The 16490-nt window shown below is 39.9% G+C and carries 14 protein-coding genes; 2 read left to right on the top strand and 12 right to left on the bottom strand.

Going from position 1 to position 16490, the window contains the following annotated elements:
- Positions 1 to 204: 204 nt before the first annotated feature.
- From HMPREF0874_RS05520 to HMPREF0874_RS05505, 4 genes are all read right to left on the bottom strand, one after another.
- Complete coding sequence (locus tag HMPREF0874_RS05520; RefSeq protein WP_039965217.1) at positions 205 to 1071, bottom strand: RluA family pseudouridine synthase; 867 nt, start codon at positions 1069 to 1071, stop codon at positions 205 to 207.
- Position 1072: 1 nt separating this feature from the next.
- On the bottom strand, positions 1073 to 2266 hold the full coding sequence (eis, locus tag HMPREF0874_RS05515; protein ID WP_008602246.1) for an enhanced intracellular survival protein Eis: 1194 nt from the start codon (positions 2264 to 2266) through the stop codon (positions 1073 to 1075).
- A 237-nt stretch (positions 2267 to 2503) separates the two neighbouring features.
- Positions 2504 to 3439: a phosphatidylglycerol lysyltransferase domain-containing protein gene (locus HMPREF0874_RS05510; RefSeq protein ID WP_316062400.1), complete on the bottom strand. Its 936-nt coding sequence runs from the start codon at positions 3437 to 3439 to the stop codon at positions 2504 to 2506.
- Positions 3440 to 3540: 101 nt separating this feature from the next.
- A complete protein-coding gene (locus HMPREF0874_RS05505) occupies positions 3541 to 4656 on the bottom strand; it encodes an efflux RND transporter periplasmic adaptor subunit (RefSeq protein ID WP_039965216.1) in 1116 nt (371 codons plus the stop codon).
- A gap of 111 nt (positions 4657 to 4767) precedes the next feature.
- On the opposite strand from HMPREF0874_RS05505, the gene HMPREF0874_RS05500 reads away from it, so the two are divergent.
- Positions 4768 to 5619, top strand: a complete 852-nt coding sequence (locus tag HMPREF0874_RS05500) for an aldo/keto reductase (RefSeq protein WP_050760776.1) — start codon at positions 4768 to 4770, stop codon at positions 5617 to 5619.
- A 156-nt stretch (positions 5620 to 5775) separates the two neighbouring features.
- Here HMPREF0874_RS05500 and HMPREF0874_RS05495 read toward each other — a convergent pair whose 3' ends face one another.
- The 3 genes from HMPREF0874_RS05495 to HMPREF0874_RS05485 form a co-directional block, all read right to left on the bottom strand.
- On the bottom strand, positions 5776 to 6114 hold the full coding sequence (locus HMPREF0874_RS05495) for a branched-chain amino acid transporter permease (protein ID WP_021148604.1): 339 nt from the start codon (positions 6112 to 6114) through the stop codon (positions 5776 to 5778).
- Positions 6107 to 6772 carry an AzlC family ABC transporter permease gene (locus tag HMPREF0874_RS05490; protein WP_008602239.1) on the bottom strand — a complete coding sequence of 222 codons (666 nt, stop codon included), beginning with the start codon at positions 6770 to 6772 and terminating at the stop codon, positions 6107 to 6109. The genes HMPREF0874_RS05495 and HMPREF0874_RS05490 overlap by 8 nt, the downstream gene beginning before the upstream one ends.
- Positions 6773 to 6910: 138 nt before the next feature.
- Positions 6911 to 8077 (bottom strand): iron-containing alcohol dehydrogenase, encoded by a 1167-nt coding sequence (locus tag HMPREF0874_RS05485; protein ID WP_008602237.1) that lies wholly within the window; start codon positions 8075 to 8077, stop codon positions 6911 to 6913.
- Positions 8078 to 8355: 278 nt separating this feature from the next.
- Here HMPREF0874_RS05485 and HMPREF0874_RS05480 point away from each other — a divergent pair, with 278 nt between their 5' ends.
- A complete protein-coding gene (locus HMPREF0874_RS05480) occupies positions 8356 to 9174 on the top strand; it encodes a MetQ/NlpA family ABC transporter substrate-binding protein (protein WP_004694891.1) in 819 nt (272 codons plus the stop codon).
- Between the two features lie 72 nt (positions 9175 to 9246).
- Here the strand turns inward: HMPREF0874_RS05480 and HMPREF0874_RS05475 are convergent, their stop codons facing one another.
- From HMPREF0874_RS05475 to HMPREF0874_RS05455, 5 genes are all read right to left on the bottom strand, one after another.
- The gene (locus HMPREF0874_RS05475) at positions 9247 to 10062 is read right to left on the bottom strand and encodes a nitroreductase family protein (protein ID WP_008602234.1); all 816 of its coding nucleotides are present in this window, start codon (positions 10060 to 10062) and stop codon (positions 9247 to 9249) included.
- An 872-nt stretch (positions 10063 to 10934) separates the two neighbouring features.
- Positions 10935 to 12488 (bottom strand): nitrite/sulfite reductase, encoded by a 1554-nt coding sequence (locus tag HMPREF0874_RS05470; protein ID WP_008602232.1) that lies wholly within the window; start codon positions 12486 to 12488, stop codon positions 10935 to 10937.
- A 251-nt stretch (positions 12489 to 12739) separates the two neighbouring features.
- The gene (locus tag HMPREF0874_RS05465) at positions 12740 to 14131 is read right to left on the bottom strand and encodes a cation:dicarboxylate symporter family transporter (protein WP_008602231.1); all 1392 of its coding nucleotides are present in this window, start codon (positions 14129 to 14131) and stop codon (positions 12740 to 12742) included.
- Between the two features lie 176 nt (positions 14132 to 14307).
- Positions 14308 to 15036, bottom strand: coding sequence for a lactate utilization protein C (locus HMPREF0874_RS05460; RefSeq protein ID WP_004698205.1), 729 nt, complete (start codon positions 15034 to 15036; stop codon positions 14308 to 14310).
- Positions 15036 to 16481: a LutB/LldF family L-lactate oxidation iron-sulfur protein gene (locus HMPREF0874_RS05455; protein WP_004694882.1), complete on the bottom strand. Its 1446-nt coding sequence runs from the start codon at positions 16479 to 16481 to the stop codon at positions 15036 to 15038. Before HMPREF0874_RS05455 ends, HMPREF0874_RS05460 begins: the two co-directional genes overlap by 1 nt.
- Positions 16482 to 16490: the final 9 nt, after the last annotated feature.

Below are 16490 nucleotides of genomic sequence, written 5' to 3'. Positions count from 1 at the left end.
TTCTATAGAATTTTATGTCTATACACAGTATACTCCTGTCCACTGTGAATTGAAAATATAAAAAAAACATAGTCTATGCTTTTCATGCATAGACTATGAGTTTTTATCAATATTGTTTTTTGTATACAAGGATACAGGGAAAATAAGCATCTCGTCCGATAGATATGATGGACTTATTATTTAGAGTAGTAAAATCTACAGTTATTATTCTCGACCAAAATTATCCCCTACTTCACAGGTAACCGTAATAGCTTCGTCCTTACCATAAGGTACAAAGGTTAGCTCTGATGCGTGCAAACATTGGCGTGTATAGGGCTTATTGCGCGTACCATACATAGCATCACCAACAATAGGATGTCCAATGTGTTCCATGTGTACGCGAATTTGATGAGTTCTACCAGTCAATAACTTAAAACGTAACAGAGTATTGTCTCCCTCATGATTAAGAACAATATATTCTGTTTGAGCAGGCTGCCCAAATTCATCGATAACGCGGCGATTATCAAATACTGGATCGACCCCGATAGGCGCATCTACCATACCATCCGCATCAATACGCCCTTCTACAAGGCCTGTATAAATGCGGTCGATACGACCTGCTTGTAGCTCATCCGTATAGTATTGTTGTGCTTCTTTTGTTTTACCAAAGAGAATGCACCCCGATGTATCTCGGTCGAGGCGGTGCACAGGTCGAACCTTATGAACTACGTTTTTCTTCGCATAATACCCTGCCACATAGTTACTCAATGTACAAGACTTCGTTTGCCCTGCAGGATGAACGAGCATAAAGGGATCCTTATTTACAACTAGGGTATGCGCATCTTCATAGAGAACTGTAATCGGTCCCTTTTCTACGTCTACCCCATAATCCTTATCTTGTGGTAATTCTAAGGTTAACACATCTCCTTTTTTGAGTGCCCGTTGTGAATGAGCCACACGGCTATTAACTTTTACCCGTTTCTTGCGAAACATCATTTGGATATCCCGAGAGGATAGGGAAAATCGTTCCTTTACATATTTAGAAACCGTCAACTCTGTTGGTTCTTTCACCGTATACGTTTTCCAGCTCATATTACCACCATTCGTTAATATATGTTTTTTGTTCAGGATAGAGAATATCGAAATAGTCTAACCATTCTTCGCTTACTGAAAGTTTCCCTTCAAAAACGAGATCTCGAGCCGTAAGTGTGCCCATTAATAACTGGCTCAATGCACCGACCTCAACGGTAATATCCGCTTCGCCATCGAATGTATCAGAAATCTTTTTAACGGATGGAGTTAATGCACCGCCATATTGCACTTCATAGCGACCTTCATTCCAGCTACAAAGTCCATCTTTCACTGCAAAGGTCATTGTTATAGGCATCATCAACGCCTCTGGATTGACAGGAATCGCTTCAAAGGCAGCTTTTACATCTACAATACGACTCATCATATATGGCATAGTAGCATGGCCAGTTCTACCATCAGGATAGAAGCGATAATATGTATCGTGAAGGCCTTCATTCCAACGGATAGACGTACCTTGGGAACGGTGATTATAGAAATAATTCAATAATGCACGTTGTGCACGACGTGTCGTGTAAACCAGCTCAGTAACAGGAATTTCAGGCTGACCTAAACGATACACTGCATAGCCTTCAATGACATGGTCATCGTTGCGCACTACAGCAACATTTACACCTTCTGCAAAGAAGCTGCCTAATAATCGTTTCCATTCCTTTTCACCGCGCTCTGCGTAGCCGGAAAGACGAGCCGTATATGTTTTATATACTGGATCTAACAAAGTCCATTGATCTACGCTATTTAGCAAGCCAAAGCTCAACGTTTTATCTGTCATAGGGCGCAAGTCTTCTAGCGACATGGTATTCACCCATTGATGAGCATAAAGCTCCCAACCATATTGTTGGTAGAACGCTGCCTTGGATGGCATCAAAATCGTCATAGCTTGACCGCGTTTACGAAGCTCTTCTAGTGCAGCAGTTAACAGTGCTCCGCCTACACCACCACGGCGGGCTGCTGGATGCGTTGCAACGCCTACCATATAGCTCGTAGGCAATACGGCACCACGTACATTAAGATTGTATTGACGCAAATGAACGGTACTCAACAATTGGTCCTGTTCTAACCCGACCATTGTATTCTCTGGTTCATAGCAATTTGTAAAATAATATTGGAAGAACGGATCTTCCTTAGGTTCAAAGCAGTACGCCCATAGATTTTCTACATGAGGCGTATCTTGAGCCGTCGCAATTCTAAATTCCATAATTATGTCCTCGTTATATCATAAGAGCCGTTATCTATCTGTCGCGTCACAGCATATAATATCTAATCTGATCTAATTTAAGCACATCACATCGCCATATCGCCATATCGCCATATCGCCATATCGCCATATCGCCATATCGCCATGATGATACGATAGTTACATTCAAATATATAGTCTAACAATTCTATTATAACAAAATGAGCTATGAAGCACATCGACTTCATAGCTCAGATTTTATTTACCACCTGTCGCATTATCTGCTTCGTTAGCATATACTGCGTCATATTTTTCAGCAAAATGATCTGGGTTATAAGATTCTTTTGCTTGACGAAGACCAGGCAAGCCCATATCTTCTTCACGGTTGATGAATTCTACTTCGCTAAACTCATGACGAATGAATTCATTATTGATAGCTTGATACAAACCACGAATATCTGGATTTGCTTTTTCAATGTGAATCAAAGCAATTCTGTCATTGAGAAGTTCACCGATACTAAAAGCCTCAACACGACCGAATAATTTAATGGCACCGCCTTTAAGACCCAACACATCCCAGTTGTCAAACAACAAATTGATGGCTACCAATTCATCTTCGATACCTTCTTCATGATGCGTTTCTACCCAAGATGCTGCCGTTTCACGACATAATGGGATGATATCATCTGTAATTGGCACATATTCATAGTTAGAATATTGCATGCGGAATTGATTTAAATGGTTTTTCTTTTGACGGAATTTCTTACCAGACAAGTTGATAAGATCTTCGGACTTGTAAATGTATTCATAGTTGTCGCGGTCAGGTGTAAATGCATAGCGACCAGGACATAGGTCTTCCATGCGTTCTTTTACATCTTTGCTAACGCCTTTAAAACGGAACGGCAATTTATTTTCTACGAACCATTCTTTAGCACGCAACAAACCATCAAGGAACTTTGCATCTTTACCAGCAAATGGAGGCAATAGGAATGGCTCACGCTTGCCACCACCTTGGATGTACAATACGCCATTCTCTTCAGCCCAGCGAATACCGTATGGATCTTGCCACATAAACAGTGTAGTAAAGCAATTATCGGATGCTTCATAATGATGTTGTTCAAAATACTTGTCAATTAATGGTTTATCTCGCAATTCAAAACGTTTAAATTCTAAAATAATAATCCCTCCTATCAGATTCCTCTTTTGAGGTTACTTTCACGGTCTGTGAAAGTTTCGATTCTATTATGTTTAAACATGATTCTAACAATCTAGTATTAAACCCATAGGGGTCGTAATCACAATTTTACAGATTCACCTAACTCAAAGGTGCCATCTGTTGTGATAACCTTGTCACCTTCGTTGAGTCCAGAAATAATAGCTACGTCATCACCTTCAGTAATGCCTACCTCAACAACACGTACATCAACTGTATTATTCTCGGTTAATACATATACATATTTGCCATCTTGATTTTCCCGAACCGCCTTAGTTGGAACGGTCAGCATCTTGGCTTTCACATTAGATTCAATAACGAGTGTATAGAATTCACCAGCCTTGATTAGGCCTTTCTCATTGTTGAAAGTAGCTTTTACGAGGACACTTGGCACATTTTCAGGCTGAGTAATATCTACATAAGTCAATTCACCCGGTATTTCTTGGTCCCCCACCTTGAGAAGTACCTTCATACCATTCTTGGCTTCAGCTGTACCTAACTTCATAGCCGCATCACGGGGAATGCTGAGGGATGCTACCATCGGTGTGGATTGCTGAATCATCATAAACGGACGATCCGCAATCGCCATTTGACGGTCTTCATTATAAATAGATGTCACTGTACCTGCTATAGGGGCCACGATTGTAGAAGCTGCCATCTGTGCAGATACTTGAGCAATTTGTGCCTCGATAGCCGCCGTATTGACGCCTCCCCCACCACCAGTTGTGACTGTTGTAATTTGTGGTTGAGATCGTTCCAAAATACGATCATATTCTTTTTGTGTGATTATGCCTGCTTCGCGCATGCGTTGAGCCTGTTCCAGTTGAGTACTGTCTATAGATGCTGCAGTCGTAGTCGTCACAGCAGTGGCATATGATTGTGATTGGGCTTGTGCTAATTGTCCTTGCAAGGATGCTAGCTGTTGTTGTAAAGCCGATGTATCTACAGTTGCCACAGTTTGACCTTGCTGTACTCGGTCGCCTACTTTCACAGCATACACGACCTGCCCCGTCAAGGTCGGCGTTATCGTCGCCTTATTAAGGGCCGTTACATTGGCATCATTATGAATCTGCAACGGCATATCCTTGTACGTTACCTCTGCGACGGATACGGTTTTCGTACCACATCCCGCAATAGCAAGCGCTATAATCATAACACCAAGGATAGCAATTACAGAGCAGAAACGATTTATTTGCATTCTGTCACTTCCTATCATATTGATTTTTATCAATACCTTAGTATATCATAAAATCAGTTAGAATTGTATGAAAGCTAATTCCTTTAATTTATGGATATAACGGAGGTTCTCATGGAAGAACGGATGGACTTTAGAATTTTAAACAATGGTAGCTTCATTCCCTCCATCGGTTATGGTACCTATAAAACAGGTACCGAAGGAGAGACTGAACAGGCCGTTGCCAATGCACTTGGCGTAGGCTATCGTTTACTCGATACGGCCGCCTATTATGGCAACGAAGAAGCCGTGGCTAAAGGAATCAAAGCATCTGGTATTAAACGAACAGATATAATCATCACTACTAAAATCTGGCACACTGATGCAGGCTACGATAATACGATGCGTGCTGTTGAAAGCTCCTTAAAGAAATTAAATACCAACTATATTGACATCATGCTGGTGCATCAACCACTGGGTGATTACTACGGTTCTTGGCGCGCCATGGAAGAATTATACGATCAAAATGTACTTCGTGGGTTAGGCCTATCTAACTTCTACGAGGATCGCCTCATTGACTTGTTGTACCACTGCAATGTAAAGCCGGTGGTCAACCAAATCGAATGCCACCCGTTCAACCAACGTCAATCACTCTTACAATTGATGAGAAAGCATCAAGTTGTAGGCATGGCATGGTCTCCATTTACCCGTGACCGCCAACCGATTTTTGACCATCCAATCATCAAAAGCTTGGCGGAAAAATACGGTGTTTCAAAACATCAAATCATCTTGCGTTGGCACATCCAACAAGGCATCATTCCATTGCCAAAGGCAAATAACGTGAGCCATATGGAAGCTAACTTCGATGTATTCGATTTCAAACTCACCAACATCGATATGGACGTTATGGAACTACTAGACCAACGATCCTTCTTGGAAAATCATCATACTGCGCCTGGTCTTGAAAGGCTATTACAACTCAAATAAAACATAATATACTAATTAAATACTAAGTAACATGAATTGTTGATAACAATTACAATAAATATAACAATCATGCCATCACGATAAGCAAAATAGTATTTGTAAAAATAAAACCACGTATATCTAACCTTTCATAGGAATAGATATACGTGGTTTATTTTATTTTGTCACATTAAATATAGCTTGTACAAGAATCATATAAATTACTGTACCAGCAGCAATCGATATGAGCATGTTACGTTTCCATAAATGTAAACCTACCGTAACAACCAAGGCTATGAGCTCCGGAATACCGTACGGATATGCTAACACGACAGTCTCTTTAAAGGTATATACAACGAGCATGCCCATAACAGCGGCTGGTAATGCCTTACCTAAAAATAGTACAAAATCTGGTGCTTTTTTTCCTGGAGGAAATACGAGGAAGGCTCCAAATCGGGTAAGTAATGTACCGGCTACAACAATGGCAACAGTAATGACCATTTCTGTACTAGTCAAGATGTACACCTCCCCACTTGTACGCTACATAACAGACGAAAAGCATACATGTCATAGACAGCAGCATAAAGAGTGATTTACCAACCAATACAAGCATGATTAATGCCATTAGTACCCCAGCTACGCCAAAGGCTCTAATCTTATTATTCTTCGCATTGAGTAGCATTTCAAGGAATACCGCAATAAATAGCCCTGGCAATACGAAATCGATGCCCCGTAAATCTACGTCAGCCAATAAATCACCAAATAGACCACCTACAAAGGTGCTAAATACCCAAAATATATAGTTAAGCCAAGACACGTGGAAGTAAAACCACTTTTCATCTACATCATCTGGCAGCTTCGTTCCCATGTTGATGGCAAAACTTTCATCACACATCCAAGCAATAGTGGGGAACCATTTCCACCCCATATGAATATAACGTTGGAGCGCAGACAAACCGTAGAAGAAGTGACGACCATTAACAAACATGGTCAGTACAAACGCATTAATAGGATCAAATCCAGCCACCAACATGCCAATCGTCACAAACTCCATGGATCCCGCAAAAATAGTAGACGCCAAAACAGGCGCCGTCCACCAAGGCAGCCCTTGGCTCGTAGCATATAAACCAAAGCCTAAACCAATAACAAATAAGCTTATGCCCATAGGAGCCATAATAGGAAAAGCAAAAGAAAAAGCACTTCGACGCTTTATCTCATTCAAGGGACTATCTCCTTTCAATATCGTATAATCAGTCGTCAATCATCAATCATCAATCATCAATCATCAATCATCAATCATCAATCATGTCGATTATAAAGCACGTGTCAAAATTTCGCGAGCTACTTCTGGTGTTACGTCACCTTTTTCACCAAGTTGTGTCATGCCATGGTCTTCTAATTGTTTCACAATTTTATCGATTGCTTCTGTGCCAAGACCATAATCTTTTAAATGAGTAGATACGCCAAGGGATTCGAAGAATTCACGAGTTTTTGCGATAGCCTTATCCGCTTTTTCTTCTTTTGTACCTTCTGTGATATGCCATACACGTGTAGCGTATTGTGCCAATTTTTCAAGCTTATCAGCCTTTTTCACTTCCAATAATGCAGGCAATACGATAGCTAATGTTATACCGTGATCAAGATGGTACGCAGCAGTCAATTCATGACCAATAAGATGTGTGGCCCAATCTTGTGGCACGCCAGCGCCAATCAAACCATTTAAAGCTAATGTGGATGCCCATACGTGATTAGCACGAATATCGTAGTTTTCTGGATTTTCTACTGTTTCTTTGCCGATTTCAATCATAGTTTTTAAAATACCTTCGCTGAAACGATCTTGAATACGACCTTCTACAGGGTATGTTAAATACTGCTCTGTGGTATGCACAAAGGTATCGATAACGCCATTCTTAACTTGTCTTTCAGGCAAGGTGAAAGTCAATGTTGGATCAAGCATGGAGAACTTAGGGAATACTAAGCTACTGAATACAGGGTATTTACCGTCACCATAAGTAATAACTGCACCATTGTTCATTTCGGAACCAGTTGCAGGTAGTGTCATAACTGTGCCAAATGGTAATGGATTTGGTACCATGTCTACCGGAACCTCTGGCACACCAGCTTTCATTACCTCAATAACGGGACCATCATAGGTAGCACCCATAACGATAAGTTTTGTAGCATCTACTACAGAACCGCCGCCTACAGCGAGAACGAAATCTACGCCATGTTCTTTAATGAAAGCTACCGCACGTTCACAAGTTTCAAGAGATGGGTTTGGCTCAATACCACCAAACTGCTCAACCTTGCGGTTACCAAGAGCTTTCACAATGCGATCAATAAGACCACTGTGCACAGCGGAGCCACCACCATAAGTAATGAGCACCTTTGCATCCTTTGGTACCAATGTATCTAATTCATCTAAACGGTCTTTACCAAATACGATATGTGTAGGGTTATAAAAATCAAAATTATACATACATCCTCCATTAATCCGACATATAGATATATCCGACATATAGATATATGAATCCATATTAGAATTATACAAAAATATTTAAAATATAAATTTACTACCTAGCGATCACACATTCAATATAACACATTAATCAATATATTATATTGAATTGTATTATAAATGAGCTAGAATTTCACCATAGTTTTAATCTATAGCTAACTGATATGCTTTTATCATATACAAATCCCCTTCATCCATGATAGGATATAACCATTATAAGACTTGAAAGGGATGATTATATGAAATTAAAAACATTGTTAGCACCATTACTTATCGGTGCTCTTGCATTTGCTATCGCTGGTTGTGGTAGTACATCAAATCAATCAACACAAACACAAAAAGAAATCAAAATAGGTGCTACATCTGGTCCTCATGCACAAGTAGCTGAAGCTGTAGCAAAAGAAGCTAAAAAACAAGGAATCGATCTTAAAGTAGTTGAATTCTCAGACTATGTAACACCTGATAAAGCCCTTGCAGATGGCGATATTCAACTGAATGCTTATCAACATGTACCATTTATGGAAAACTTTAACAAACAAAATGGTTCCAACTTAGTAGCAATCGGTAAAACAATTTTGGTGCGTATGGGCTTATATAGTAATAGTGTACACAGCGTACAAGATGTACCTGAAGGCGCTACTGTTTCTATCCCAAATGACCCTACTAATGGTGGTCGTGCATTAGCATTATTAGCTAAAGCTGGATTAATTACGTTAAAAGATGGTGTCGGCTTCAAAGCAACAGTTGCAGATATCACATCTAACCCGAAGAATATAAAGATTCAAGAACTAGAAGCAGCTCAATTACCTCGTAGTCTAGATGATGTAACAATTGCAGTTATTCCAATGAACTATGTGCAAAGTGCTGGTCTTAGTGTAGAAAAACAAGGTTTCTTCTTCGAATCTAAAGATGAACCACTAACAGTTATCGTACTTGCAGTTCGTAGTGAAGACAAAGACAACGAAACATACAAAAAAATTGCAGATATTTACAAATCTGATGCTATTAAACAATACATCGACGAAACATTCAAAGGCACTATTACAACTGCCAATTAATAAAGTTTATATCGTCACTATATAACTAAAAAGAGATACCCCAATGATTACAATCATTGGGGCATCTCTTTTTTACTCTTCTGTATCAAATGTAACATCTAATGGTTGACGCTCTACAATATTGCGATATCGTACTTTAGGATATCCCATAAGAATGCCACCAGCTACAATTTTATCATCAGGTACACCTAATTCATCTAATAATGGTTGGTATTCAGCTTCTCCAGCATGTTCAAAAAAGCCTGCCCAACAAGTACCAAGGCCTAAAGTCGGCGCATATAGCTCAGCATAAGACAAGCAAGAGTGCCCACTATCATGGGTACGATGAATATCTTTTTTAGAGCCAATTGCCACGATGAGAGCCGGCGCATCGCGCAAGATATACTCCTTGCCTTTATCTACTTCTGCTTGAGCCGCACGAGCATAAAGGCGCATAATTGGCACTGTTTTTGCAGCTAAATGCATCCACTCTAGAACGAGATCAGCAATACGGCGTAACGTTTGTTTATCTCGGATTACTATATACGAAATACCTTGTGTGTTAGTTGCTGTTGGCGCCATTCTTGCAACGTTTAGCACTTTGCGAATGAGCTCTACAGGGACTGGTTTATTTTGATAGTTACGAATAGAGCGACGACTACGCATAAATAGTTCAGCTTGCTCAGGCGTTAACTTAGGTTCCTTTGTAATATCGATTTGCTCTTTACGCGGTGTCATATCGCTATCAAGAGCAAGCGTTGGGCATACGGAAATACAATGCCCACAGGAGATACAACCTCCCCTGCCAGTTACAGGTCCAGCATCGGACATCACCAGCAATCCGGTCGGACAGTCAGCAACGCAAAGGCCGCATCGTGTACAGACTTCTGTATTGACGGTAAATAACATCTGAATATCCTCCAAATACTACTATAAAGCCTATTATAACATACAAAATCAAGTCATATCTAGTTTTAAACAATTATTCTTATTGTATTGGGACTCAACTAACATTTGTTCATCCGCTTTTAGGATGGGGCCCCATCTCGTTAGTACAACTTGGTAAAAATACGCTTGCTTGCTCCGTTCTTCGCAAAGTCTCTGCACAAGCGTATTCTTACTTTTTTATCACTATATTTATAAAGATGTCCCATCCAAAAGCGTAAATAATCTAGCTAATACTTATATAGAGTCATTACAATTACACCTTGAAATAAATCATAGAAAACACTATCATTTTACACATTATAATAAACTGTATAGTAGTGGCGCCATGCCCACCGTATGGGAAGGACTAGCCAGAGGCTAATCTACTGGCTAGTCTTGATGCAAATTCAGTCAAAACTACTTAGCCGCTCTCGCCTCTCTGCTCCTCTAATTATAAAAGCATATTGAGTAAATATCGAATGTAGCTTGTCATGAGGCCGCTCTGTATATTAGTAAGGTAAGTCGCTTTGCTATGGGACTAATTTACATCAGGTGTTATAAAAATGAAACTGGGTACCTCTGCAGCGACTTTACGAAGGACGGAGCAAAGAAATACCTAGTTTTCTAAAAGCTTCCCCCATCATATAAAAGCATATTGAGTAAATATCAGATGTAGCTTGTGATGGGACTGGTTAATAGCAGACGCTCAAATAATAAAAAGAGTTCCCTATGCAGCGACTTTGCGAAGAACGGAGCAAAGAGGGAACTCTTTTTATTATTTATTAAGTTGTCGCAATCTAAGTGGGCCCCATCACAAGCAACCCAAACATATTTACGCAAATGCTTTTACATATTTACTCAAATGCTTTTATAAGATTCATGTAGTCCCCTTTATGCGTAAGTCTCCAGGTCCCAAAGTCTGGTTCTGGGGATTGGTTTAGAATATTTGCTAAAGATTCCAAAAATTCTGGAATTTTTGTAGCTACAATATTGCCGGCCATTTTACCGAAGTTTTCAGAGCCCATGTGTTCTGAGCCACCGTCTACAAGGATAAATGCTACCATAGGTTTCTTATCTACTAATTTTACAGCACCATGGAAGCCAATTTCGCCGATTTGGTGTGTACCACAGGAGTGTGGGCAACCAGATATATGTAAACGAGGTAGTTTTCTTGTATCTACGCCCTTTTCTTCAAGGTGTGCGAAGATATCTTTCAAAAGACCGTTAGAGTCTTGCATTCCAATCTGACATATAGTAGAACCAACGCAAGATACGGAACGGCGGAAATCATTTTTAGCACTGTCATCAGTTAATTCCGCAATTTTGCGTGCTTCATCAGCGGTGAGATTGATGAAGAATAATGCTTGGTCTGGCGCAATACGTGCTTCAACTTGATCAAGTGTCACCGCATAGTCAAGGGCCGCCAGCAAGTGTTCAACGTTCGCATCGCCACCTGCCGGATGGTATTCTACATAGTATAAACCGTCTTGTTTTTGACGGTGAATACGATAGTTTTCCACAGAATCATCACGCTTACCAGTTTTTGTAATTTCATAAGCATAATCAGCCAGATTAATAGTTAGGTGTTCTACTTCTTTTACCATAGCTAGGGTTTCTTCATAGATTTTGATGAAAGCTTCCGCCCCACCCATTTCAGCAGGCATGTAACGAGTACGAGCCTTACCGCGGTTTTTGAAGTTACCATGGTTAGCAAAGACCATAAGCATAGCTTTCACATGGTACAAAACATCCTCAGGCGCTACATCATGTGCCACCGGAATACCAATGCGAGGATTAGGACCAATACCGCCACAAGCATACACATCAAAGGTATTGTGTTTTGTTAAGTTAAAACCTAGGTCCTTGAACGTAGAATGTGGGGTACTATCAAAACCATTATCTATGCCCATTTTAAATTTGCGAGGAATCTTGATATAGAACATTTGCTCCATAAGAAATTCACTAATTGCTGTTGCATATGGCGTAATATCTAGAGTTTCACGAGGATCAATGCCACGTAAAATACTAGCTACCACATTGGGATTATCACCACCAGCACCACGGTTGTAAATACCGTGATCATAACATTCCTTATAGAGCTTTAATATTGTATCACCATCGAGGCCGTGCATTTGTAAGCATTGGCCGGTAGTGAAATGTACATGTTGTAGGTTATATTTACGAATGGAGTCCGCTAAAAACTGCATGTGCTCGCGCGTCATGCGGCCACCATTGAAACGCCAACGGCTCATACCAGTATTTGCACCGCGCTCAGCGTAACTACCATAGGCACCAGACTGCCCTTTATAATCTGCAATAGATAGTTCTTTCTTATAGAACTTATGTGTCATATCCTCAAACTTTGGATAATCTGCAATTAATCGATCTTTCAATTCTTGTGTAATCATACTATTACCCTCTTGGCTTATATTTATTAAGCATAATTCGTAACTTTATAACGCTTAGTATACCATATATGCATAAGTATGTTAGTAGCTAAGCTCACAATTTCAATATCGATTCTTAATAATATAGTTTACAATCTGTAATAATTATCACTTTTAAAAAAAGGCAAAAGAGGCTGTAACCAAATGTGGTTTTACCACATTCAGCTACAGCCCCTTTTTATAATAATTATATGATTAAGTATTGCTAGTTTTTATACGCGACCTTCGTTAGGATTATTGTATGCATCCTTATCGATGGTTCCCATAATTTTGTCTACTACCAAAGCATTTGTTAATGACCCAGATACGTTCAAACATGTACGTCCCATGTCAATCAATGGATCGATAGCTAGAATTGGGCTAATGGAGGTGAAGTATGCTCCAAGGCCTGTACCACTAAGGGATACAGATGCCGCCATTGTAGCCGTACCTGGCACGCCTGCGATACCAACAGAACCAATAGCAATAACGATAACACTCATGATATACATAGTCATATCAAATGGAATATTGGCTACATTAGAGATGTACACCACCACAAGTGCTGGGAACACGCCCGCACAACCTTGCATGCCCGCAGTAGTACCGAAGGAAGCTACTGTATTAGCAGTTGTAGCATTTACACCAAGACGTTTTGTCAAAGTCTCTACAGTTAATGGCAATACCCCCATCGAAGAACGAGAAGTGAACGCCAATAAGAGTGGTGCTTTCGCTTTCTTGAAGTATGTAATCGGATTGTAGCCAAAGCTAGTAATCAAGATTGCTTGTACGACAAACATAATCAAAAGACCAACGTAAAGCAATACTACGAACAAGCCCATATCAAGAATAGCTTGTACACCGCGTGTTGCCAATGTAGAAGCTAACAAAGCAACTACACCATATGGCATAAGACCAATGATGAAATCAGCTACCCAGGAAATCAATTGGTGAAGTTCATCAAATAGTTTTGTGAACACCTCCATAGAGTTTGTCCCTGTTTGTTTTAATAGACGAGCTACGCTACCCAAGATAATTGCAAATACGACAATGCCGATAACATTTGTTTCAGCAGCCGCTTGAATTGGATTGCTAGGGATTAGTGCTCGGAATGTATCAACCATAGGTTTGATTTCACGAATCTTCTTGCCAGATTCAACAATATCAAAACCTTGACCTAAACCGAAGGCATTCCCCAAAATTAGGCCGACTATAGCAGCAACAGCTACCATGCCGAGATTTGTAGAAATCATGGCAACTACTAACTTTTTGAGGTTAGCTCCTGCCTCCATGTGCAAAATAACGTGAACAATAGAGATAAAAACGATAGGAATAACAAGCATGCGGATTAAGTCGATGAAACCGCCCCCTACGAGAGAGAACCACTTTGTACTTTCCTTGATGTAAACCACTTTGGATGGATCATCAGGGAAGCCTGCAATAATTTGGACCGCTATACCAAGTACGGCACCAGCAATAGTACCAATAATAACAAGATTACCGAAGGATGTGCCCTTGCGTTGCAATACATAAATACCAATTAACACGAGCACAAACACCGCGATAATACCAATACTTAGTGGATTGCTTAACATGAGGTAATCTGTAAAGAATGGAATATTCATAATACACCTCTTTAATTCATATCACAACAATAGGTTATGAACTTAGTATAGCATATATCGAAAAAAATACAAGTATAATATTTAATTTTTGGTAACATTTAATGTATTCTGTAATATATACACCAAAAAGGCGATTTTCCAGAAGAAAATCGCCTTTAGTAAATCTAGCTATTATATTATCTGTTAACTAAGATATAAGTTACTTGGATAGGACCATGAGCACCATCTACAGTTACCAATTCGATATCTGCCGTACGGGACGGACCAGAAATCAAGCAGATATTTGTAGGGAACTTAGCTGGATCGTTGTGATACCGTTCAGCCAAATGTTCCATTGTTTGTGTCATGCGAGGGTTGATTGTATCAGTATACAACACAGCAATATGTGTTGTAGGCAACAAGCTAATCGCACGGCCAGAGTCCTCACCAGAAGCTTGTACTACAGTAGCAGTTTCTGCAATACCGCAGTATGGGAATGTAATACCAATATCAGCATTAGCAGTATTAGAAATACATTCTTCACGACCTTTAGCTGGATCCCATTGGAAGTATGTACGAGTGCCACCATTATTAGCTGCATCTTGTTCGAACAATTCTTTTAATTTATATTCTTCTACTTCAGGAGAGCTTGGGAATACAATTTTACCGTTTCCCCAGTCTTCGATAGCTGCAAAAATTGTTTCACCTAGTTTATCAGGTGTAGTTTCAACGAATTTTGTACCAACACGTTGACATTGTTCCTTAAACATTGTCAAAATTTGATCCCGACTCAAATCTTGGAACATAGTTTCTTGAGGACCATGGCTATAATCAAAGCCTTCTACAAAAGCAGGGCACATTTCTTGATCACGGCCTAATGCACGAGATAAACGTGCAATAAATTGATTACGTTTAGCTACATCCATTATTTTTTCTCCTTCTTCTTGTTCTTTTCATGTTCAGCATATAAATCACGGAATTTCTTGAATTTCAAGGAACCCAACTCTTTAGACTTAGTCCAACCGTTCATAACTGGAATAGCTTGAGTCCATTCAGGCATGTTACCTTCTTTATTACTAATTAAGTTCATACCGATAGCACCAGCTTTTGTGCCAAGATCAAATAATGTTGCATTACCGAACATCTTAGCAGCTGCTGTGAAGATAGCTTCTTCTGCTTTTGGACGAGTCTTTTCAATATCAGCCATGATATGACGGTGCTCCATCAACAATTCATGCAATGGAATAGCTACTGGACAGTTTTCTGTACATGCACCGCATAATGTAGAAGCATATGGAAGATCGCCGGCTACATCGTAACCTTTGAATAATGGAGTCAATACAGCACCCATTGGACCTGGATATACAGAACCATATCCATGACCGGAAACGTGACGGTATACAGGACAGATATTCATACATGCACCACAACGGATACAACGTAGCATTTCTTGGAATGTACCACCCAAGATGCCAGAACGACCGTTATCAATAATGATGATATGAGTTTCTTCAGGACCATCAGCTTCACCAGGACGCGCAGGACCAGTCATCATGGAGAAGTAGTTAGAAATCTTAGAACCTACTGCAGAACGGTTCAACATTTCCATCATAACATCAAGAGCTTTGAAATCAGGAACAATACGTTCTGTACCTAAGAAAATTAATTGAGTCTTAGGAATAGAACTAGCCATACGACCGTTACCTTCGTTGGAAACGATTGTACATGTACCAGATTCAGCAACTGCAAAGTTACAACCATTAACACCTACATCAGCTTTTAAGAAGCGCTCACGTACATAACCACGTACAAAGTGAGTCATTTCCGTAGGGTTTTCAGTTCCTGTATAACCTAATTTTTCAGCAAAAATTTCACGGATTTTGTTACGTTCAAAATGAAGACCTGGTACTACGATGTGAGATGGAGGACTTACTGCAGTTTGCAAAATAAATTCAGCCAAGTCAGTTTCGTTAACTTCAATACCAGCTTCTTCTAATACTTCGTTCAAACCAATTTCTTCAGTTAAGATAGTTTTGGATTTAACGATCATTTTTGCTTCGCGTTGGCGAAGGATATCTAATGCAATTTGAGTCGCTTCTTTGTCATCGAACGCAAAGTGAACTTTAGAACCAGCTTTTTCAGCATTGTCAGCAAATTGACTTACATAGTAATCCAAGTTGTTAAGTACGTGATCGCGAATTTTAGCCGCTTCAGCGCGGAAATCTAACCATTCAGGAACATCCGCAACTACTGTATTACGTTTATCATAAAACACGTCTTGTGCTTTTTTAATAGCTGCAACTTTGAAATCGTCAGCCAAACATTCTTTTATACGTGTTTTATAGGGGCGATTGTCATATATAAGTGCCATGTCGTCTCC

It is taken from the genome of Veillonella sp. 6_1_27 (genome assembly GCF_000163735.1).
In the GTDB taxonomy this organism is placed as follows: domain Bacteria; phylum Bacillota; class Negativicutes; order Veillonellales; family Veillonellaceae; genus Veillonella; species Veillonella parvula_A.
This window is presented reverse-complemented; position numbering and strand designations above follow the sequence as displayed.